The organism is Halomonas sp. 113, assembly GCF_904067645.1.
In the GTDB taxonomy this organism is placed as follows: domain Bacteria; phylum Pseudomonadota; class Gammaproteobacteria; order Pseudomonadales; family Halomonadaceae; genus Vreelandella; species Vreelandella titanicae.
Genome location: NZ_LR881453.1, coordinates 1274645 through 1295026, shown reverse-complemented (window position 1 = coordinate 1295026; position 20382 = coordinate 1274645). Strand labels below are relative to the sequence as shown.

At 53.3% G+C, this 20382-nt stretch carries 19 protein-coding genes and 1 pseudogene; 9 read left to right on the top strand and 11 right to left on the bottom strand.

What is annotated here, in order from left to right:
* The first annotated feature begins 40 nt into the window (after nucleotides 1-40).
* Nucleotides 41-856 (top strand): aminotransferase class IV family protein, encoded by an 816-nt coding sequence (locus YERSI8AC_RS06145; protein ID WP_141439695.1) that lies wholly within the window; start codon nucleotides 41-43, stop codon nucleotides 854-856.
* Nucleotides 857-1161: 305 nt separating this feature from the next.
* Here YERSI8AC_RS06145 and YERSI8AC_RS06140 read toward each other — a convergent pair whose 3' ends face one another.
* Nucleotides 1162-2010: a LysR family transcriptional regulator gene (locus tag YERSI8AC_RS06140; RefSeq protein WP_159176330.1), complete on the bottom strand. Its 849-nt coding sequence runs from the start codon at nucleotides 2008-2010 to the stop codon at nucleotides 1162-1164.
* 139 nt (nucleotides 2011-2149) lie between these two features.
* Here YERSI8AC_RS06140 and YERSI8AC_RS06135 point away from each other — a divergent pair, with 139 nt between their 5' ends.
* Entirely contained in the window at nucleotides 2150-2818 is a 669-nt protein-coding gene (locus YERSI8AC_RS06135) for an FMN-dependent NADH-azoreductase (protein WP_159176329.1), read from the top strand.
* A gap of 86 nt (nucleotides 2819-2904) precedes the next feature.
* Here YERSI8AC_RS06135 and YERSI8AC_RS06130 read toward each other — a convergent pair whose 3' ends face one another.
* Together YERSI8AC_RS06130 and YERSI8AC_RS06125 are read right to left on the bottom strand one after the other, a co-directional pair.
* The gene (locus YERSI8AC_RS06130; RefSeq protein ID WP_027959822.1) at nucleotides 2905-3441 is read right to left on the bottom strand and encodes a YdeI/OmpD-associated family protein; all 537 of its coding nucleotides are present in this window, start codon (nucleotides 3439-3441) and stop codon (nucleotides 2905-2907) included.
* Nucleotides 3442-3588: 147 nt separating this feature from the next.
* Nucleotides 3589-4353, bottom strand: coding sequence for an SDR family oxidoreductase (locus tag YERSI8AC_RS06125; protein WP_022520567.1), 765 nt, complete (start codon nucleotides 4351-4353; stop codon nucleotides 3589-3591).
* Nucleotides 4354-4826: 473 nt separating this feature from the next.
* On the opposite strand from YERSI8AC_RS06125, the gene YERSI8AC_RS06120 reads away from it, so the two are divergent.
* Together YERSI8AC_RS06120 and YERSI8AC_RS06115 are read left to right on the top strand one after the other, a co-directional pair.
* Nucleotides 4827-6479 (top strand): sodium:solute symporter family protein, encoded by a 1653-nt coding sequence (locus tag YERSI8AC_RS06120; RefSeq protein ID WP_022520568.1) that lies wholly within the window; start codon nucleotides 4827-4829, stop codon nucleotides 6477-6479.
* A 74-nt stretch (nucleotides 6480-6553) separates the two neighbouring features.
* A complete protein-coding gene (locus YERSI8AC_RS06115; RefSeq protein ID WP_022520569.1) occupies nucleotides 6554-6685 on the top strand; it encodes a putative transporter small subunit in 132 nt (43 codons plus the stop codon).
* A gap of 91 nt (nucleotides 6686-6776) precedes the next feature.
* Here the strand turns inward: YERSI8AC_RS06115 and ilvY are convergent, their stop codons facing one another.
* Nucleotides 6777-7655: an HTH-type transcriptional activator IlvY gene (ilvY, locus tag YERSI8AC_RS06110; protein ID WP_009287237.1), complete on the bottom strand. Its 879-nt coding sequence runs from the start codon at nucleotides 7653-7655 to the stop codon at nucleotides 6777-6779.
* A 243-nt stretch (nucleotides 7656-7898) separates the two neighbouring features.
* Here ilvY and ilvC point away from each other — a divergent pair, with 243 nt between their 5' ends.
* Nucleotides 7899-9371 (top strand): ketol-acid reductoisomerase, encoded by a 1473-nt coding sequence (gene ilvC / locus YERSI8AC_RS06105; RefSeq protein ID WP_022520570.1) that lies wholly within the window; start codon nucleotides 7899-7901, stop codon nucleotides 9369-9371.
* Between the two features lie 119 nt (nucleotides 9372-9490).
* The gene (gene modF, locus YERSI8AC_RS06100) at nucleotides 9491-10978 is read left to right on the top strand and encodes a molybdate ABC transporter ATP-binding protein ModF (protein ID WP_022520571.1); all 1488 of its coding nucleotides are present in this window, start codon (nucleotides 9491-9493) and stop codon (nucleotides 10976-10978) included.
* 49 nt (nucleotides 10979-11027) lie between these two features.
* Here modF and YERSI8AC_RS06095 read toward each other — a convergent pair whose 3' ends face one another.
* Both YERSI8AC_RS06095 and YERSI8AC_RS06090 read right to left on the bottom strand, forming a co-directional pair.
* Complete coding sequence (locus YERSI8AC_RS06095; RefSeq protein WP_162836261.1) at nucleotides 11028-11198, bottom strand: hypothetical protein; 171 nt, start codon at nucleotides 11196-11198, stop codon at nucleotides 11028-11030.
* A gap of 172 nt (nucleotides 11199-11370) precedes the next feature.
* Nucleotides 11371-11589: a hypothetical protein gene (locus YERSI8AC_RS06090; protein ID WP_159176328.1), complete on the bottom strand. Its 219-nt coding sequence runs from the start codon at nucleotides 11587-11589 to the stop codon at nucleotides 11371-11373.
* Between YERSI8AC_RS06090 and YERSI8AC_RS06085 the strand changes: the two are divergent.
* Nucleotides 11580-12851 (top strand): annotated as a pseudogene (locus tag YERSI8AC_RS06085) (AGE family epimerase/isomerase). The gene YERSI8AC_RS06090 and the pseudogene YERSI8AC_RS06085 sit on opposite strands and share 10 nt — an antisense overlap.
* Before the next feature lie 92 nt (nucleotides 12852-12943).
* Here YERSI8AC_RS06085 and YERSI8AC_RS06080 read toward each other — a convergent pair.
* Nucleotides 12944-13975 carry an aldo/keto reductase gene (locus YERSI8AC_RS06080; RefSeq protein ID WP_159176327.1) on the bottom strand — a complete coding sequence of 344 codons (1032 nt, stop codon included), beginning with the start codon at nucleotides 13973-13975 and terminating at the stop codon, nucleotides 12944-12946.
* A 5-nt stretch (nucleotides 13976-13980) separates the two neighbouring features.
* A complete protein-coding gene (locus YERSI8AC_RS06075; protein ID WP_236557259.1) occupies nucleotides 13981-15195 on the bottom strand; it encodes an MFS transporter in 1215 nt (404 codons plus the stop codon).
* A gap of 109 nt (nucleotides 15196-15304) precedes the next feature.
* Here YERSI8AC_RS06075 and YERSI8AC_RS06070 point away from each other — a divergent pair, with 109 nt between their 5' ends.
* Nucleotides 15305-16228, top strand: coding sequence for a LysR family transcriptional regulator (locus tag YERSI8AC_RS06070; protein ID WP_159176325.1), 924 nt, complete (start codon nucleotides 15305-15307; stop codon nucleotides 16226-16228).
* Nucleotides 16229-16337: 109 nt separating this feature from the next.
* Here the strand turns inward: YERSI8AC_RS06070 and YERSI8AC_RS06065 are convergent, their stop codons facing one another.
* On the bottom strand, nucleotides 16338-17546 hold the full coding sequence (locus tag YERSI8AC_RS06065) for an MFS transporter (RefSeq protein WP_236557258.1): 1209 nt from the start codon (nucleotides 17544-17546) through the stop codon (nucleotides 16338-16340).
* 150 nt (nucleotides 17547-17696) lie between these two features.
* Here YERSI8AC_RS06065 and YERSI8AC_RS06060 point away from each other — a divergent pair, with 150 nt between their 5' ends.
* Nucleotides 17697-18584 (top strand): LysR family transcriptional regulator, encoded by an 888-nt coding sequence (locus tag YERSI8AC_RS06060; RefSeq protein ID WP_022520579.1) that lies wholly within the window; start codon nucleotides 17697-17699, stop codon nucleotides 18582-18584.
* Nucleotides 18585-18710: 126 nt separating this feature from the next.
* Here the strand turns inward: YERSI8AC_RS06060 and YERSI8AC_RS06055 are convergent, their stop codons facing one another.
* Nucleotides 18711-19394, bottom strand: a complete 684-nt coding sequence (locus tag YERSI8AC_RS06055) for a DUF899 domain-containing protein (RefSeq protein ID WP_053856848.1) — start codon at nucleotides 19392-19394, stop codon at nucleotides 18711-18713.
* Between the two features lie 139 nt (nucleotides 19395-19533).
* Nucleotides 19534-20319: an aminoglycoside adenylyltransferase family protein gene (locus YERSI8AC_RS06050; protein WP_159176324.1), complete on the bottom strand. Its 786-nt coding sequence runs from the start codon at nucleotides 20317-20319 to the stop codon at nucleotides 19534-19536.
* Nucleotides 20320-20382 lie beyond the last annotated feature (63 nt).

Genomic DNA, 20382 nt, shown 5'->3' with positions numbered 1-20382 from the left:
TAGTGATTCTTCACTGCAAGTTCAATCAGGAGTCACTGCTATGTCCACTAACGCCAGCAATTTTCAGGCCCATATTAATGGGCAGCCAGCCACTCTTTCAGAGCTGATACCCCTGGCCTTTGCAGGGTTTGCCCATTTCACGGCCATGCAGGTACGAGATCGAGAGATCAAAGGGCTAGATCTTCATCTTGCCCGTCTGCAGAAAGCGTCAAAAGAATTTTTTGGAAAGATGCTTCCCGAAGAGCAGCTAATCTCCTACATCAGAACAGCTATTGATGAAGGCCCGAAAGACCAGTCATTAACGGTTACTCTCTTCTCCAGCCACGGTGAATTCACCGCGGCCAGCATGGATGCAGAGCCAGACGTGCTCGTCCGTAGCAGCGCACCGGCTAATGTCCCTAAAGGGCCGTTGAGGCTGAGTAGGGTAGATCACGAGCGACCTCTGGCTTCTATCAAGCACGTTGGTGAGGCGGGCAAAACCTACTATCTACATCAAGCTCTGCGCCAGGGCTTCGACGATGCAGCCTTTGTCGACCGCCATGGGCGATTGAGCGAGGCAACCATCTGGAACCTTGCCTTCTGGGACGGTGAGACGGTTATCTGGCCACAGGCAACGATATTGCAGGGCACCATGATGGGTATTGTTCAACGCCAACTAAACCGCCTCGGTATTGCCCAGCGCCATGAGGAGATCACCATTGAGCGTCTTCAGGAACTGTCCGGTGCCGCGGTGATGAATTCATGGACACCTGGGATCGCAGTCACTGCCATTGCTACCACTGCTTTTGCAGAAATAACCCCGTTCATCAGTCTGCTTCATAAAGCCTACCAAGCTGAGCCCAACAGTGTGTTGTAGGGGGTCTTTCCATATAGCGCGGAATCTGAGACAACACCATCGATTTCCCAGCGATTTCCCAGCGTTGTCTCAGCAAGCTCTTCGGCAAAGAGCACTGCACATTGCCCCCGCCACCACAAGAGTGAACACGGCCTTTCCGTTCAAACGTTGCAATCAACAGACCAGTTGCTCGCTCAATGCTGGTAAGCGCACCTTTATTTAACAAAAGGCTTTCAAGGGCCTGCATGTAGGCTCGCTTGTATGTGTTGAATTGCCATGCCTTACTCACTCTTATAAGGGTAGATTTAGCAAACACAATGTGAAATTTAATTAATTTTAGACTTAAGCCAATCGACAAAGGCCTGCATTTTGGCGCTATGCTGCCAACTTTGGGTCGGGATGTAGTAACACAGCATTGAATCAACGCCTTGATACGACATTGGCTGCAATGTGTTAGCTTTCACAAAGTCAGAAACCAGAGTCTCTGAACAAAACACCAGCCCTTTCCCAGCAATAGCTTCATACACGCCATAGAGCTCCTGATCAAAATATCTTATTTCAAAGTTTGGAAGAGACTCCCCATTTTCCATTAACCAGCTTTCCCAAGGTGAGTCCGGTAATTTACTATTCTTCCATTTAGTCAGGTAGACAATAGGAGGCTTATCCGCTGTGATAGAGTTGATAAAAGAAGAGTCTCCATATACGTTAAAACGTTCTTTTTTCAATAAGCTTGACTCATCAACACGGGTTACGTCTCCCAAACGGATAGAGAGGGCATTAATTTTAGATGCCACCACTTCACCTGTTGATATTTCAACATCAATATTTTGATAGATTTTATTGAAATCATGTAATAACGGAATTAACACCAGGGCAGCAAAGGATGAAGTGGTATCAACATTCAGTCGTGATGCCCCTGACTTTATATTATCTAGCGCAGTCTGAATTTTCTGCAGACCTGCTGTTGTTGCCTCAGCGAGCTGGTGCCCCTCTGAAGTTAATATCACTTTCCGGTTTTTTCGGTTAAACAGCCGCACTCCCAACCTACTCTCAAGGTTGCTGATGTGGTGCGACACACCTGCTGGCGTTATCGACAGCTCCTCAGCGGCATCTTTAAAGCTCCCCAGTCGAGCTGCTGCTTCAAACACCTTAATCGCTTGCAATGAAGCCTTCACCGCCAGCCCCCCATTTTGGACTCAATCTCGTTTCTCAATAGGTAAGTTTTACTCATCTATCGAGCCAGTTTATTCATTTGTCGCAGTATTGGCAAAAAGGCAGCATAGCCACTCCACATCACTATCCGTCGAGCCCACTATGCACACATTACTTCATATAGACGCCAGCGTACGCAAGACGTCCAACCCAAACCCCGACCACAACTCAATATCAAAGCGCATTGCTATGCAGTTTGTTGATAAATGGAAGTCTGCTAAAAGTACAGATAATTACATTTATCGTGATATTGGCTTAAATCCACCAGCTTTCATTGACCAAGACTGGATAGGCGCTGTGTTTACTCCGGATGACCGAAAAAGTTCTGAGCAACGCGAAAAACTGGCTTTATCAGATCAGCTATTTAACGAGTTATCTCAAGCGGATGTCATTTTAATATCTTCACCTATGTATAACTACGGCATGCCCGCCCCTCTTAAAGCATGGTTCGATCAGGTAATGCGTATAAATAAAACATTTAGCTTTGACTTGACTCGCGGCGACCATCCTATAGAGCCACTTTTGTCTGGAAAAACACTTATTTTAGTGACCTCATGCGGAGAATTTGGGTTTGGGCCAGGAGGTGAACGTGAGCATATGAATCACCTCGGGCCACACATTAAAACATTGGGCAGATACTTGGGTGTCGAGTCATTTTATGAAATAACGTCAGAGTACCAAGAATTTGGGGACGAAAGGCATCAGGAATCAGTTGCTAATGCGCTTAAAAATGCAGGATTACTAGCGACTGATTTGGCTAGCAAAGCATAAATCCTTAAGCAGTAGTAGGGCAGTGCAATATGCGCTGCCCTGCTTAAAAGCTATTAATCTTGAACAGTAATACAGAAACTGCAACGCTAACCTGCCGTTTTAGGTGGGCTAAACGCTTTACTGTAATAGCCAGATGGATCGAAGCAGCAAACGCGGCGCTTTCCAGAAGCAAGCATGTCGCAAGCATCGAGAATCCGCTTCGCTCGAGTCTTGGACTGCTTGGCGGACGTAATCCAATGAATCCAGTCCAGGCGAGCAATCGTCGTGGTATCGCTCCAAACGGCTTGAGCTTCTGGAGACTCTGCAAGGGCATCCTGCAAATCAGCGGGCACCTCGGGTTCAGGCTCCTGCTCTACGGGCGTAATCTCAAAGGTGACATCGTCGCCACTGTTAACGCCTGCCGATTCAAGCAGCTCTTTACTTACCCGCAACCAATGGCTCAATTGGCCGTCCGGTTCAAGAGTAGCCTGGAAGGCATAAGTATTGAGAGTGCCCTCTACCGTTGTCCTGCCTCGCCGTGGGAGCTTCTCACTCACGCTTTTGGGCAGCACGACAAAAGCCCATGAATTATCGCTATCCTGCTTGGCGGGCCGAAGAAGCGTTGCTTTAAACTGAGATGTCATAGCTCTTTGTATCCTATTTTTAGTGTGGCAATTAACAGTACTCCAATCAAAAGGGACAGCCCCTCCTTCAGAACGGGCTGCCTGTGGCATGCTGCTGCATAGCTCAAGGCCCCTAATCCTGATTATAGTCAGAGTGAGGCCCTATATTCAGACGCGATTTATTGATACTCCACCATCTGCCAATAGTGCCGTTCCGGTCGTAAAGCTGGACGCATCTGAAGCCAGGTAGAGTGCGGATTGAGCAATCTCTTCAGGCTTTGCCGTCCGCTTCATTGCATGTAGGTTGGCTACGAACGCTAATGCTTCGGGAGTGTTGGCAAACTCCCTGGCTGCAGCAGTATCCGTGCCTCCCGGTAGTAGCGCATTCACTCGAATGTTATCAGAGCCATATTCACAAGCGAGTACTTGCGTCAGCCCGATTAATCCCGCTTTACTGGCCGCATAAGCAGCCATGCCTGGCATTCCAGCGCTATAGCCAACAAATGTTGAAGTGAAAATTAACGAACCACCGCCACTCGTTAGCATGGCCGGCAGTTGATACTTAGCTGCCAGAAAAGCGCTCGTTAAATTGGTCGTGATCACCTGATTCCAATCGGCCAACGACATCTCGGGCACCGGCCCCATCGCACCTAAAATGCCTGCGTTGTTAAATGCCGCGTCCAATTGACCAAACCTCGCGAGCGTCTCGTCAACGAGCTTTCTGGCGAAATCCTCATCACCTACGTCGCCAGCAACCGCTAACGCTTGGCCACCCTCCTCTTTTATTGCGCTGACCAGCACCTCCAGCTCTGACTCTCTTCTGGCCGCTACCACGACAGTAGCTCCCTCCCTAGCGAAAAGCCGGGCAGTCGCTCTACCAATACCTGCGCTGGCACCAGTAACAATGGCAACTTTATTTTCGAGTGCACCCATCTTTATGACCTCCATCACTGTTCAGAAAAAGGGGAAATTCCCCCACCAACAGCGAAGATCATAAGAAGCCTTTTACCTGGCGCCGACCCGAAACTTGCTACATTGCGCAGGTACTAAAATGCTGAGCATACCTGTGGCCTTTTCAGGGCACGGCGTAGCTGACCCGCCTGCTGATTCCCGACGAGCCGGGCTTCAACCTGTACTGTTCGAGCTTAAGGGAGTAGGGTAGCCCTCCGGATCGACTCCCCCAGCGCTTTGTTGCGATTCACTGTGGAAGTCCATCTGCCTCCCTATTTAAGGCGTTTCCAGCGCCTGACACTTGCACGACCTGATCGCCAACCGCGATATCATCTCGCTACAGACATACCTAGAAAGATGTTCTGTTTTTTGCTTACGTCCTGTCGCGGCCACTCCTTCAAGGGAACTGTGGTTGCTATTTAGGATGCTAGGGCTGCAAAGCCTATGGGTATTCAATGAACGAAGAAAGTTTCTATCAATTCTCGACCGTGACTGTGCTCGCCTTGTTGGCGTTTTTTTACGGCGGCACTTACCTGCTGACCTTGCTGATCAAGAAGAAAAAGGAAAATACTGACGCCTTTATGGTGTCTAATCACCAGATCGGCTTTGGCCTTGGCGCTGCCAGCATGACCGCCACCTGGATCTGGGCAGCCTCGTTCTACGGCGCCGCCACCTCGGGTTATACCTATGGCATTTCCGGCCCTTTACATTACGGGCTGTGGGGCGCGCTGATGATTCTGTTTATCTACCCCTTTGGCCGACGTTTTCGCAAACTGGCGCCCAATGCGCACACCCTGGGTGAGCTTATCCATGCCCGCCATGGTTCTTCCAGCCAGCTGATTCTTGCCTCCTCCAACATCCTGGGCAGCATCATCAGCCTGATGGTCAACTTCACCGCTTCCGGCGCGCTGGTTTCGGTGCTTTCGCCCCTCTCTTTCCAGGCCGGTGTGGTTATTGCTGGGGTCGGGGTGCTCTCCTATACGCTGTGGTCAGGCTTCCGCGCCTCAGTGCTGACGGACTTTGCCCAACTGATGGCGATGATGGCCGTGGCCATCCTGATTATTCCAGCGGTAATGTTTGCTCTCGGCGGCCCGGAAACGCTGTCAGACGGCATGAGTCTTCTTACGCCAGAACAAGCCAACCTGTTCTCGATGGACGCGATCCTCAATCAAGGTGCGCCCTTCTTTGTAGCGGTGCTGGCATACGCCATTGGCAACCAGACCATTTCCCAGCGCCTATTCGCCGTGCGTGAAGATCATATCAAACCGACCTTTATCACCGCGACCATTGGTTATGGTGCCATTGTCATTGGTCTTGGCATGATCGGCTTGATGGCATTGATGACCGGCATGGAGCCGATCGATGGCGACATGAACAATCTGATTCCGCAGATGGTTTCAATGTACCTCTCACCGGTGTTTATCGGGTTGTTCTTTATTCTGGTGATCGGTTCGCTCTCCTCCACTGCTGACTCGGATCTTTCCGCCATGTCGGCGATTTTGATGGCCGATGTCTACGGTAAAAACATTGCCAAAAACAAGCCCGACCCGACCAAGATGCTGTTTATTGGCCGGTTAACCATGATCGTCGCGACGCTGATCGGGGTGGTTCTTGCCAGCTTCTCGATGGACATTCTGATCATGCTGGTCTTCGTTGGTGCGCTGTGGGGTGCAATTGTGTTCCCGGTCATCGCCAGTTGCTTCTGGGATCGAGTCACCAACAAGGCCTTCACCTCCGCTGTCATCGCGGGCTTGGTGATGTTCTGTGTCGCACGATTCGAGCTAGTACCGATGATTGGCGTCACTGCGGGGCTGTTTGAACTACTCGCCGCCGTCGGCGGTGGTGTGGTGCTCGGTCTGATGGCCTTCGGCTTCTGTGGGCGCAGAATTGGTTTGGTTTTCGGCACACTCTGCGCCATTGTGCTGGCCTACTTCTGCGTCGGATTCCTGCGGGACTACACCGTGCTGCTGGCTTCCTTAATGGCTTACGGCGTCAGCACCATCTTCTGCATCGCGGTCAGCCTGATGAGTTCCAGTAAGTTCGACTTCTCGCAGATCGATCAGAAAGTGATCAACTACGACCCGACCAAACCTGCGACGCAAGGCTAAGTCCAGCGCCACGCTAGATTCATCACTTCATCCGCTGGTGCGCCAAGCGCACCAGCCAGACAATAGGAAAGCGCATGCAAACCTTTATCTTGGCGTTATATGTACTGATCTGGCCGTTGATCTCACTTGTCATCTTCGCGGTGATTGGCATCGCCACCGTCAAAGACATTCGCATTGCACGACGTGATAAGCGTGAACTGGTGTGATGTAGCTCTTCATCGATGAACAGTAACAGTGGTTAAGGAAAATAGAGGCAAGGAAAAGAGATGCGGCAAAGGATTGCCGTGGTTTGTAACCCTACATCAAGCTCCAAAATGCATCGACCAGCGGGTTTTTTAAGTTTTTCTTTAACGTAAACAAGCCAATATCGTAGGGTTCCAGCTCAGGCTTCACATCAAGCACCCGAATACGATCCTTCAATGGGCTGTTATCGAGCACAATTTTTGGCACTACGCCAATGCCGAAGCCCAAGCTCACCATACTTACAATCGCCTCATTGCCCGTGACCTGTGCATAAATGCGCGGGGCAATATCGCGTTGGCGAAACCATTCGTCCACACGAGTTCTTGAGACACCGCTTTCAGATAAAATCATCGGGATATTCGCCCACTCTCCGGGTGCGGTTGGCGAGGTCGTGGGAATATTTGGCACTTGCTGCTCAAGTGGTGCGATAAATAACAAAGGCGATGTGGCAATGGGCTTGAATGCTAACCCGCGAGGTAAGTTTGCGGGGCGTGCCGCGATGCTGAGGTCTTCTTTACCGTCCAGAACATGCGCAATCGCGTGTTCTGGATCCCCCGTGCGCAGCTTTATTTCAATCGCAGGATAGGCGATACGAAAGCGACGCAGCAGCTCGTACAGAAAACTGTAGCTCGCGGTGACTGAACCGTACAAGCTGATTTCACCGCTTAATTGATCAGAGTTGTCAGTTAACTCATGGCGGATCAAGTTCCACTGGCTGCTGGTATCGCGCGCGTATTTAAGAAATTTCTGGCCTTCCTGAGTCAATGCCACGGTTCGATTGTCGCGATTAAACAGCGGTACACCCAGCTCGTCTTCTAAATGACGAATGTTGCGCGACAGCGCAGAAATGCTGATATGACACTCATCGCTGGCGCGTCCAAAATGCAGCGTTTCTGCCAGGGCAAGGAATTGTTTTAAAAGTTTAATATTCATAATAAGACCGACGCTCCGCGACTGCGCTTGTGGCGATGTCCGAATACTAACCGACAGTTGCGAAAAATGGGACGTGTTATTGCAAATATATCAATTTAAGAAAGAGTCACTCTTCTATACATTACCTCTCATCACATGCTCTTACCGACATGGCGCTAGCGTTTCCCCCTAGCGACGGTGTCACCTTTTTAATATCGGTGTACCTTACACCGACACATTGATCATAAAATTAGGATGCTAACGATGGCTAACTATTTCAATACGTTACCGCTACGCGAGCAATTGGCTCAGCTAGCGCAATGCCGCTTCATGCACACCGCTGAGTTTGCTGATGGCGTCGAAGCGCTAAAAGGCAAAAAAATGGTGGTTATCGGCTGTGGCGCACAAGGCCTTAACCAAGGTTTGAACCTACGTGACAGCGGCCTAGATGTTTCTTATGCACTGCGTCCTGAAGCCATTGAGCAAAAGCGCCAGTCCTGGAAAAACGCCACTGAAAACGGTTTTGTGGTAGGAACTTACGAAGAGTTGATCCCCACCGCAGACGTTGTTTTGAACCTCACCCCTGATAAGCAGCACACTTCAGTAGTGAACACAGTGATGCCGCTGATGAAGGAAGGCGCCTGCCTGTCTTACTCTCACGGTTTCAACATCGTAGAAGAAGGCATGAAAATTCGCGACGACTTAACCGTCATCATGGTGGCACCGAAGTGCCCTGGCTCTGAAGTTCGCGCTGAATACGTGCGTGGTTTCGGTGTTCCCACCTTGATCGCTGTTCACGAAGACAATGACCCCAAAGGCGAAGGCCTTGCGCTCGCCAAAGCTTACGCTGTAGGTACTGGCGGCCATAAAGCGGGCGTGCTGATGTCCTCTTTCATCGCGGAAGTGAAATCCGATCTGATGGGCGAGCAAACGATCCTTTGCGGCATGCTGCAAACGGGCTCCCTGCTTTGCTTCGACAAGATGGTCGAAGAAGGTATCGACCCGGGTTACGCCTCTAAGCTGATCCAGTACGGCTGGGAAACAGTCACCGAAGCGCTGAAGTACGGCGGTGTGACAAATATGCTAGATCGTCTTTCTAACCCAGCGAAGATCAAAGCGTTCGATCTTTCTGAAGAGTTAAAAGACATCATGCGTCCGCTGTACAACAAGCACCAAGACGACATCATGAGTGGCCACTTCTCTAAAACGATGATGGAAGACTGGGCGAACGATGATGCGAACCTTCTAAAATGGCGTGCAGAAACGGCTGAGACGAATTTCGAGAAAACACCCGCTGGCGATGTAGAAATCTCTGAGCAAGAGTTCTTCGACAACGGCATTTTGATGGTCGCTATGGTGAAAGCCGGTGTTGAGCTTGCTTTCGAAACCATGACAGCGGCGGGCATCATCGCTGAATCGGCTTACTACGAGTCGCTACACGAAACGCCGCTCATCGCGAACACCATCGCGCGTAAGAAATTGTACGAAATGAACGCGACTATCTCTGATACGGCGGAATACGGTTGCTACCTCTACAACCACGCCTGTGTGCCGCTGTTGGCAGACTTTATGAAAGGCATCAAATCCGACGTGATCGGTAAAGGGCTTTCGCTAGACGACAACGGCGTTGATAACGCACGCCTGATCGAAGTTAACACTGCCCTTCGTTCACACCCCGTAGAAGCCGTTGGCTCGGTTCTTCGTGGCTACATGGCTGACATGAAAAAAATCGTTTAATCGCCTGATTAAACGATAGACGTTCAGGTCATCAAAACCTAAGCCGTCAAAAAAAGCCGAGATATCATCACGATATGCTCGGCTTTTTTGGTTCCCCGAACAGCGTAAGGAAGAGAGTAATGGATTCGTTAACCCGCCTAGACGATATTCACCAAAACCATATCCGCCTAACAAAAGCGACGGTTAGCTTTGATGATCGTTTCACACTAAGCGAGATTGATTGGACCATTACGCCAGAACAGCATTGGGTTATCACTGGCCCCAATGGCGCAGGTAAATCCGCCCTTGCTGCTGCGCTCGCGGGCATTGGTGACATCCAGAGCGGAAGCATTCAAGGCCTTCCCAACAACGTGGAAATCGTCTCTTTTGAAGCCCAGGCAGAGCTCATCGCCCAAGAGTTGAAAAAAGACGACGCCGACATTATGGACGTCATTTCACTCGGTACTCCCGTCAGTGAAATGATTTTCGACCACTGCCAAGACACTGAACTTGCCCAATCCTTGGTCGAGAAATTTGGCCTAGGGAAACTGCTCGATCGCGCGTTTCGTAAACTTTCCACCGGTGAAACCCGCAAAGTCATGCTGATTCGCGCGCTGGCCAACAAGCCTGATTTACTTATTTTAGACGAACCATTCGATGGCTTGGATGTCGATACCCTCGCCATGCTGCAAGCACATCTAGCCTCTATCATCGACACCGTTCCCATGGTCATGGTATTGAATCGCTTTGATGAAATGCCGGACTTCATCACCCATGTGGCCTATCTAGACAAAGAGCGTGGGGATAAACAGAGTGGCGACAAAGGCCGCTTGAAGCTCACGGTAGACCGTCAAGATGACGCCGCCTTTAATGAGCTCTACCAATTACTGCATTTGAAAACCACCGACCTAAGCGTGCCGGAGGCCGACCCCACCAATAAGCTACCCGCTCTCGACCCGAGCCAGCCATTAGTAAAACTAACGCAAGCGACCATCCAATACGGCGACACCGTGATTGTCGATAAGCTCGATTGGACGATAGAACGGGGCCAGCATTGGCAACTGAGCGGCCCTAACGGTAGCGGCAAAACCTGCGTTTTATCGTTGATCACCGGCGATCATCCGCAGTGCTATACCAACGATATTTTCGTGTTTGGTTTCCAGCGCGGTAACGGCGAAAGCATCTGGCAGATTAAACAGTTTATCGGCTATGTATCCACTAACCTGCAGTGGGAATACCGGGTTAGCACCAGCTGCAAAAACGTGATTATTTCCGGTTTCTACGACAGCATCGGCATGTACACCAAGCCCACTGACAGCCAGAAAAAAATTGCCGACCAATGGCTCGAACTACTCGGCATGCAAGACCGCGCCGACCAGCCGTTTAACAAACTCTCGTACGGCGACCAGCGCCTGCTACTCATTGCCCGCGCCATGGTCAAACATCCGCCCCTGTTGATTCTAGATGAACCTTGCCTTGGCCTGGACGACATAAACCGCCAACTCGTCCTCGCCCTGATCGAGAAAATCTGCCAGGGCTCAGAAACCACCGTGCTCTACGTCAACCACCACGCGGAAGATCAGATAACAGGCATAGAGCATTATTTAGGGCTGGAGAAAAATAACTAATTTTTCAAATAGTTAAGATCATTAACTATACTGAAAAATGGCCAGCCAGCTAGTCTTTTTTGTCTATCGTTACCTCAATCGATTTGCTATCGCCAGCAAACCATTTCTGAACATACAGAGTGCCCACGATAGGCGCCGTTCCTTCATCAGGCACTTCTTTATAGCGAACGCTGTTTTTGGTTTCTTTCTCGTATTCAAACATAACTACTTTCTTCGACATGAAACATATCCAGTAAATAATAATTAGGACTTGGGCGACTAATATCGCTCAACAGGCTTGTTAGGTTTTGGAATTAATCAGTCTCAAAGCGAACGGTTACTTTCGATCCGCACACCTGAGCGACGCAACGCGCATAGCCTTCAAGAGATCATCGACCTTGTGATGATATAGATCAAGGTCTACGTTGGATGGAGGCGCAGCCTGTTGCCGTGCCTTCACGCATCACACGGAGGTGAATATTGTTAGCAAGCTCAGGATCCACGCCCAGTCGCAGACACTGCCCGGTAGCAAGGCCGCCTTCGTCAGCGGCCAAACGATCCACCCCAACGGTGGCACCATCGTCAATGGCTGAGGCGAGCGCCCTCTTGATCACATAAAGATATGGATGCAATGAACCACGGCACAAAGCCCCATGACACCGATCAAAAGCCCCAGCGCTGGCTCGATAGCGCCACCCACCACTTCTGGCTGACCCGCGAAGGGCTCGCGCTGTTTGAGTTCCACCGCCAGGCGCGTCTGGACTCCGGCGGCTTCGCACCGCTCGATGGTGACGGGCGCATACCCGACGACGCCGTGGCCGACACCATGCTTACCGCGCGCATGGCGCATAGTTGTGCCTTAGCAGCGCTACAGGGCGTGCCGGGCGCTGCCGCGCTGGCCGAGCATGCTATTCGCGCGTTGGAAGGTAAGCTGCACGACGAGCAACACGGCGGCTGGTTCGGCGCCGACTCCGCCACCAGCGACGACCGCACCAAGCAGTGCTATATCCATCACTTCGTCGCCCTCGGTGCCGCCACTGCGACCCACGCCGACATTCCCGGCGCGGCTGCTCTGCTCGAAGAGGCCATTGGTGTGATCGACTCCCGCTTCTGGTCGATGGATGAGCAAGCTTTCGTCGAGAGTTTCAGCCAGGACTGGAGCGAACTGAGCGACTAACGCGGCGGTAACAGCAACATGCACGGCGTAGAGCTGTGCTTGGCGCTAGCCGATGTGCGCGACGAACCGCTGTGGCTTGATCGGGCGCTGGCCATCGTCGAACGACTGATTCACCGCCACGCGGCTCCCCGGGAATACCGCATCCTCGAGCATTTTCACGGCGACTGGTCGGAGTGGCCGGAACACAACGCCGACCGCCCTGACGACGGCTTCTCCCCCTATGGCGCTACGCCGGGGCACGGCTTTGAGTGGTCGCGTTTGATGCTGCACCTGGAAGCATCGCTGCAATCCCGCGGCCGAACGGTTCCTGCTTGGCTGTTCACCGACGCTGCGGCGCTATTTGACGCCAGCCTGCGCGACGGCTGGAATACCGACGGCGCCCCGGGGCTGGTATATACCGTCGATTGGGAGGGTAACCCGCACTCCCTGCGGCGACGCCACTGGACCCACGCCGAGGCGGCGGGCGCGGCGGGCGCGTTCCTACAGCGCACCGACGAGGCCCACTACGAGCACTGGTATCGGCAACTCTGGGATGCGATCGACACCCTCTTTATCGATCGTAAACGGGGCGGCTGGTACCAGGAGCTCAGCGGTGAGTTGCAGATCGACCCCGTCGAAGGCGACGTCAAACCCGATCTCTACCATGCCTACCAGTCCACGTTGCTGCCACGGTTGCCCTTAGCCCCCAACCTAGCGTTAACCGTCCACCGGTTGTAACTGGTTGTAATAAATAGTGCAACGTTCACCCGAGGTGGTCACCCTTCAGTCACCGTGCCTGTCGTGGGCCCGGCTTTTTCAGTTTATTTCAGTCATACCAGTGGTGGATTACGCTCAGCGAACTGGCCGTTCCAATAGGGATAATAGGGGTAAGGCGGAGTTACCGCGCTCGCCACGTCTAATCGTGCAACCTGAGACTCATCAAGGCGCCAGCCAACCGCACCGAGATTCTGCCGTAACTGGTTTTCGTCCCGGGCACCTATCAAAACCGATGATACCGTCGGACGGCGCAGCAACCAGTTAATCGCTACCTGGGGCACGCTCTTGCCGACTTCGTCAGCGATCTCGAATAGCACGTCCAGTACCCGGTACAGTCTTTCATTCGGCACAGGTGGCGCGAATCCTTCGGTCTCGTGAAGACGGCTCCCGGCGGGCAGTGGTTGGCCGCGACGAATCTTACCGGTCAGGCGGCCCCAGCCCAGCGGGCTCCACACCAGAGCACCCAGGCCTTGATCCTGCCCCAACGGCATCAGCTCCCACTCGTAATCTCTGCCCACCAGGGAGTAATACGTCTGGTTCGCCACGAAGCGCGCATAGCCATAACGCTCGGCAACGCTCTGGGACTTCATCAACTGCCAACCAGAGAAATTGGACGCTCCCAGGTAGCGCACCTTGCCAGCCCGCACCAGATCATCCAGTGCGGACATCACCTCCTCCACCGGGGTCATGGCATCGAAGTGATGTAGTTGCAGCACATCGATATAATCGGTTCCCAGCCTTTTTAGTGCGCGCTCGGTGGCGCGGATCAAGTGGTGTCGAGAGCTGCCTACGTCATTGGCGTCATCCCCGCTGCGTAGTGACAGTTTCGTGGACACGATCACCCGGTCACGACGGCCTTTGATCGCCGCACCAAGGATCGCTTCCGATGCACCATCGGAATAAACATCTGCGGAGTCGAACAGATTGACCCCAGCGTCCAGACATATATCGATCAGCCGCTTCGCTTGCTCAACATCGGTATTGCCCCAGGCACTGAACAGCGGCCCCTTGCCACCGAAGGTGCCGGCCCCGAAACCCAATGCAGGCACCTTGAAACCAGATCGCCCTAGATAACGATATTCCATCACACTCACTCCTGTTCGCAGTAAATTGCCGAGGCGGGTTCAATGGACTCGCCATGCTCACGTTTGATTGCCCAAACGGCCACCGCCAGTCCGGTAAGAGCAACCAGTGCGGCGGCGCCAGGCACGGCGGTAAAGCTGCCGCTGCGCTCGATCACCACACCGCCCAAGCCCGCACCAATGGCATTGCCCAGATTGAACGCACCGATATTGAAACTGGACGCCAGGCTGGCCGCGCCTTCCGCCCGGTTAAGTACCCACAGCTGTAAGGGCGCCACCGTAGCGAAACCGGCCATGCCCAGCAGGCCGACGAAGACCACCGTTGTCCACTGATAGCCGAGCGCAAAAGGAAACAGGCCCAGCACCGCCGCCAGCACTGCCAATGTGATAATCAGGGCCGGTGCCAGCCCCCGATCCGCGAGACGCCCGCCGAGCAGGTTACCGACGATCATGCCAACGCCGAATACCAGCAGAATCAGCGACACCGCATCCTGGGAGAAACCGGCGATGCCGGTCAGCATCGGCTGGATGTAGGTAAACACGGTGAACACCCCGGCGATGCCAAGCGCTGTCATCAGCAACCCCAGCAACACCGTGGGTCGACCGATCGACGCCAGACTCTTTTGCCAACCCAATACCTCTCCGTCACCGCTGTCGCGAGGCACCATGAGGGCGATCACCAGGGTCGCCAGTACGCCCACACCGGTGATTGCCCAGAAGGTGGTGCGCCAGCCATATTCGTGCCCCAGCCAAGCGCCAGCGGGCACGCCCAGCAGCGTCGCCACGGTCAAGCCGGTGAACATCGTGGCGATGGCACTGGCCCGTTTGTCCGGCGCCACCAGGCCAGTGGCGACCACCGAACCGACGCCGAAAAAAGTGCCGTGTGCTAGGGAGGTCACCACCCGGGCAACCATCAGCATCGAGTAGTTCGGAGCCAGCGCACAGGCCAGGTTGCCGAGGGTAAAAATAACCATCAACGCCACCAGCACCTTCTTGCGAGGCCAGCGGGCACTGGCAATGGTGAGCAACGGCGCGCCCACGAACACACCCAAGGCATATCCGGAGATCAGCAGGCCCGCTTGGCGGATACTTACATCCAGATCGGCGGCCACTTGCTCCAGCACCCCCATGATCACGAACTCGGTGGTGCCGATGCCGAAGGCACCAATGGTCAAAGCGTAGAGCGCCCAGGGGATCGGGCGCGAAGAGGTTGAAGCCATCATCAAAACGTCCATCAGGGAATGATGAGACGAATGCTAGACCTGCATCACCCTCCTTGATACCTTTAGGATCTTTAATGACTTTCAATATTTTATTGACAATGAGGCCATCATGGATCGTCTAAGCGACATCGCTCTCTTTCTGCGCGTGGTGGATCTGGGTACGATCAGCGCCGCCGCCCGCAGCCTTGACCTCTCGGTGGCCGTGGCCAGCCAACGTCTGCAGCGGTTGGAAAAGGGCCTCAATGTACGACTACTGCACCGCACAACCCGACGCCTTCACCCCACCCCCGAGGGGTTGGCGCTGGCGGAACAGGGCCGCGATCTAGTGGAGGGGCTGGAAGCACTCACCCAGGATCTACGCAGCAGCGCCGACAACGTCACCGGCACCCTGCGCGTCACCCTACCCCACTCCTTCGGGCGTCAGTACATTTCACCGCTGTTGCCCGAGTTCCTTAACCGTTATCCCCGGCTGGACCTGTGTGTCGGCCTGACTGACCAAGTAGTGGATCTGGTGGGCGAGGGCTACGATCTGGGCATTCGCATCGGCATTCTGGAAGATTCCAGTTTGGTGGCGCGACGCCTGGCCGACGACGAGCGGGTACTGTGCGCCTCTCCCGACTACCTGAAACGCCACGGCACCCCACAACACCCCGGCGACCTGGCCGATCACCAATGCCTGGTACTTTCCAGCAGTCGGCGTCGGCAGGACATCTGGCATCTCACCGACAAACAAGGGCAAAGCGAGGCGGTACAGGTAGGCGGCCGCATACGCAGCAATCAGGGTGAAATGCTCACCGAGGCGGTACTCGGCGGCCTGGGCATCGCACAGCACTCGGTGTGGCACATCCACGAATACCTGCACAGCGGTCAATTGAGCGTGGTATTGCCGGATTACCGGTTAACGGAAACCAGCATCTACGCGGTGATGCCCCAGCGCCAGTTGGTGCCACCTCGGGTGCGGGCGTTTGTGGCGTTTCTGGGAGAGCGGCTCGCTGAACATCCTGTCTGGGCGTTGCGGCGGGAAGATCAGTAAGTGTCAATTGCATCTAGATCGAGATGGATCCATCGATGTGAGCCGACCAGTGCTTTTCACCAATCTTGCCTATCAAAAAGTTTTCACCCAGCGGTCGTCCTGTTTAACGCTACGAAACTGGAAAACCATGCTTTCGAGCGGCCCAGACAGCCAACAGAGTTGCCGTCAGTAACACCAAGAGCGCGGGCGGGAAAGCACCAGCACCAAAGCGATCCAAAAGCACGCCGCCGATGACACCACCGCCAGCGATAGCCAAGTTCCAGACAGTAACCAGCATCGATTGCGCAACGTCTGCCGCTTCTCCAGCCGCCTTGGCGAGAGCTGTTTGGAACAGCGTGGCAGCTCCCCCAAATGCGAGTCCCCAGGCGCCGACAGCTACATAAATGGCAACAGGCATATCACCTGCGATACCAAGCATCAGTGCCGCTACCCCGAACAGGGAGGTGCTGGCGAGCGTCATTACACGAAGATAGCGATCAATCAACACGCCAATGACCCAAATGCCGACCAACGCAGCAATACCGAATACCAGCAAGACCAGATCGGTTCGCTCAGCCAGATTAGCATCAGCCAAAAAAGGAGCGATATAGGTGTAAAGGATGTTATGCGCGAGCACGAAGGCCAGTACTACAAATAGCACCGGACGAATACCTGGAAGGGTGAATACCTGCCTAAGCGTTAGCCGCTTACCAACGGATTGACCCGCGAAGTCAGGCACCTTTATATGAACCCACACGATCAGGATCAGCGCCATAAGCGTCATTATTCCAAAGCAAGCGCGCCACCCCATCAGTGTGCCTAGAAACGTGCCAGCCGGGACACCCAAAGAGAGTGCCAATGGTGTTTCCACCATCGCAATAGCAATAGCGCGCCCTTTTAAATGCTCTGGCACCATTCGAGCGGCATAGCCTGCCAATAGAGCCCACAATAGGCCTGCTGCTACACCAGCGAGAAATCGGGCCATCATCGTCAAGATATAGCTCGTTGAAAGCGTCGTGATCGTATTGGCGATAGCAAAGCCCACGATAGCGGCCAGCAATAAGGGCCTACGCCGCACCCCCTGCGTGGCTGCCATCAATGGAATAGCGGCTACTAAGGAGCCGATGGCATAGAGGGTAACAAGTTGTCCCGCAAGAGATTCTGAAACCTCCAGTCCTGCTCCGATCTGGGGCAACAGGCCCGCTGGCAAAGCCTCGGTCAAGATAGTCACGAAACCCGCTAATGCAAGTGCGAGCAAAGCCGTAATGGGCAGTCGATCCGATTGTTCGGTTTCGCTTCTCTCCCGATCTAAGTTACTCATTTCCGATGTAGACATCATTATTGCCCCGTCTAAAGCGAAGGTTCAGGTGCTAAAGCACGCTTACCTGCCGCATGTGAGAATAGGCACTCACATTAGGCATATTGAGCAATTAGGAGAATAATGCTAATTTTCCGAATATATCGGAACAAAATTCCTTAATGGAAAAATATGGATGTATTAAGCGGCATTGAGTACTTCGTACAGGCGGCTGAAACCCGTAGCTTCTCTGCAGCTGGGCGAAACCTGGGCGTGTCTTCTTCAGCAGTAGGAAAAAGCGTAGCCCGACTGGAAGCTCGCCTGGGTGTTCGTTTACTTCATCGAAGCACTCGCAGTATCACGTTGACGGCGGAGGGAGTACTCTTTCTTGAGCGCTGCCGTCGTATATTAAGCGAGGTGGAAGCAGCAGAACTGGAGTTGTCAGAGATACATACGGAGCCCAAGGGCAAACTTCGGGTGAGTTTTCCACTCGTTGGGCAGCTTGTGATGCCAGTGCTGACTTCCTTTATGCATCGTTATCCTTTGATCGAGCTAGATGTGGATTTTTCAGACCGGATGGTAGATGTAATCGAGGAAGGGTTCGATGCCGTTATTCGCACCGGAGAGCCAGCAGATTCTCGTTTGATGTCACGCCCACTTGGGAACTATAGCCTGGTGCTTGTGGCCTCACCGGAGTATCTATCCAAGCACGGTCACCCACAAACACCCGCTGACTTGGTCGATCATGCTTGTTTGCAGCACAAGTTTCCCAGTACCGGTAAATATGAGGCTTGGCCGCTTCGGGCAGTTGGCAACGAAACAACTCCCACGCTAAATACAGCCATGGTGTGCAACACCTCTGAAGCGTTAATCGCAGTGGCCCGTGCAGGACTGGGCATCGCGTGCCTACCGGACTTTATGGTGAGAGAAGCTATCAGCAAGGGAGAGCTGGTTACTGTCCTGAATGAGCATATCGAGCATCAAGGAACATTTCGCATGCTATGGCCCTCCAGCAAACACTTGGCCCCCAAGCTACGGGTATTTATTGATTTTATGGTTGAAGAGCTTTTTAAGGCTTAGCTTTTTCGGTTCCTTATAAGATTGCAAACCGAGGTGATCAGACTGAAGCAGAACGGCCTTTGAAACGCATGCACAATCTGCAAAAAAACGCCTCACTTCAATGGTTGTTTAGCTCACATATGAGTTTCAGCCGTCATACTCGTCGTGGCGGCGGTTCCACACATACGGCTTCGTCTGTGGCCAACCTTCCGGTGAGTCCTCCCAGGTTTCCTGGCGACCAAACGGCGTCAAATCCAGGTATGTCCAGTGGCTACCTAAATATTCGACGCCACGGGCACCGGTAAAGTAGGTACGATAAATGTCGTTTCCATCGCGGAGGAAGACACTCGCGCCATGCCTTTCGCCCTCCTCTGTCGTTGCGCCGACATCCTCGTTGAAGTCGCTTCCGTAAGAGGAGTACCAGGGAATCGTCCAGCCCATGCGCGTCTTATATTGATTGATTTTCTCTAGCGGAGCGCGTGACACCATGACCAGCGAAGTGTCACGTGCATGGAGGTGGGCCGGGTGCGTCATGGCATCGGCCACCCACGAGCACCCATCACACCCCGCCTTCCAATCGGGGGCAAACATGAAATGGTAAACAATCAGTTGACGTTGCCCAGCGAACAAGTCGCGGAATGACACGCTGCCCTCATCACCCTGGAAGACATAAGGCTTTTCCATTTTCACCATGGGTAGCTTGCGCCGCTCAGCGCTCAAGGCATCGCGTGCCCGAGTGTGTTCTTTTTCTTTAATGAGCAATCGGTTGAGTGCCGCCTCCCACTCTTCAGGTGAGACAACTTGCGGTAAAGGGTGTTTAGTTGTTGGCATATTTGGCCCTTCTTCTTTAAAGCCTGTTTGTTCTCGCTCCGCAGAAAGATCTAACTCATGGGTTGATACTAATAGCCGAGTCAGTGCTTGAGTAGCACCATAGCCGCCGCCTCCCTTTCGGTAAGGGTCAGCGCTTCTATCAACGCGGGGTGGCAAGGCACGTTTCAATAGATTTCCGCATGGAACAAATTAGCGCCTGGAACTCCCCCTGCTTCCCCTGCCATTGGTCGTCGACCTTTCCGAGATAGCCTTGCTTAGCGTAGTCCAATAAAGCCGCATCTTCCTTTGCCAGCTGTTCCTTTGCCCACTCTGCTGCCACATCTTTTGAAGCAATATCACCCGTTGCTACAGTCAGCCACATGCGAGACAAGGTTAAGAGCACATTGCGTTCATCGCCTGCTGTCTCTGCCAGCAGAGTAGGCAAGGAATCACGAATCGCTCTTTGGACATCAGCCATTGGCACTGGCCCAAACACCTCAGCGGCGTTGACTCCATATAGCGGCAGGCTGTTATCGATCACCTTTTTCAGCACAATCGCCAGATCAGGATCACAGGCTGGTTTCGGGATGTGCCCTGCCTCGAACTCATCCCGCAACCACTCACCGTATATAAGTTCCGCCCGCGGCGGGAACCGCCAGGGCACAACATCAGAGATCGTGATGACCGTCAGCTCTACTGGCCTGGTAGCTTGTGCATTGCCAATCGTGCCAGAGACCTTCATCAGCTGCGCAACCAGAGCCTCCCTCTGCTTACAGGTTGGTGAGTCGCTCACTGCCACCAGAACATCAACATCGCTGTTACGCTGCAAGCCCCCAGCAACAGCAGAACCAAAAAGATAAATACCCACAATCGACTCACCAAGCACGTCTTCCGCGATGGATTGCGCTTGTTTTGCTTCATATGGGACGACTATGTTTATCGGCATTAAATACGTCCTAGAAACAGGGTTCAGCGGATCTCTTGACGCCCAATGAAACGCAGGACGGTT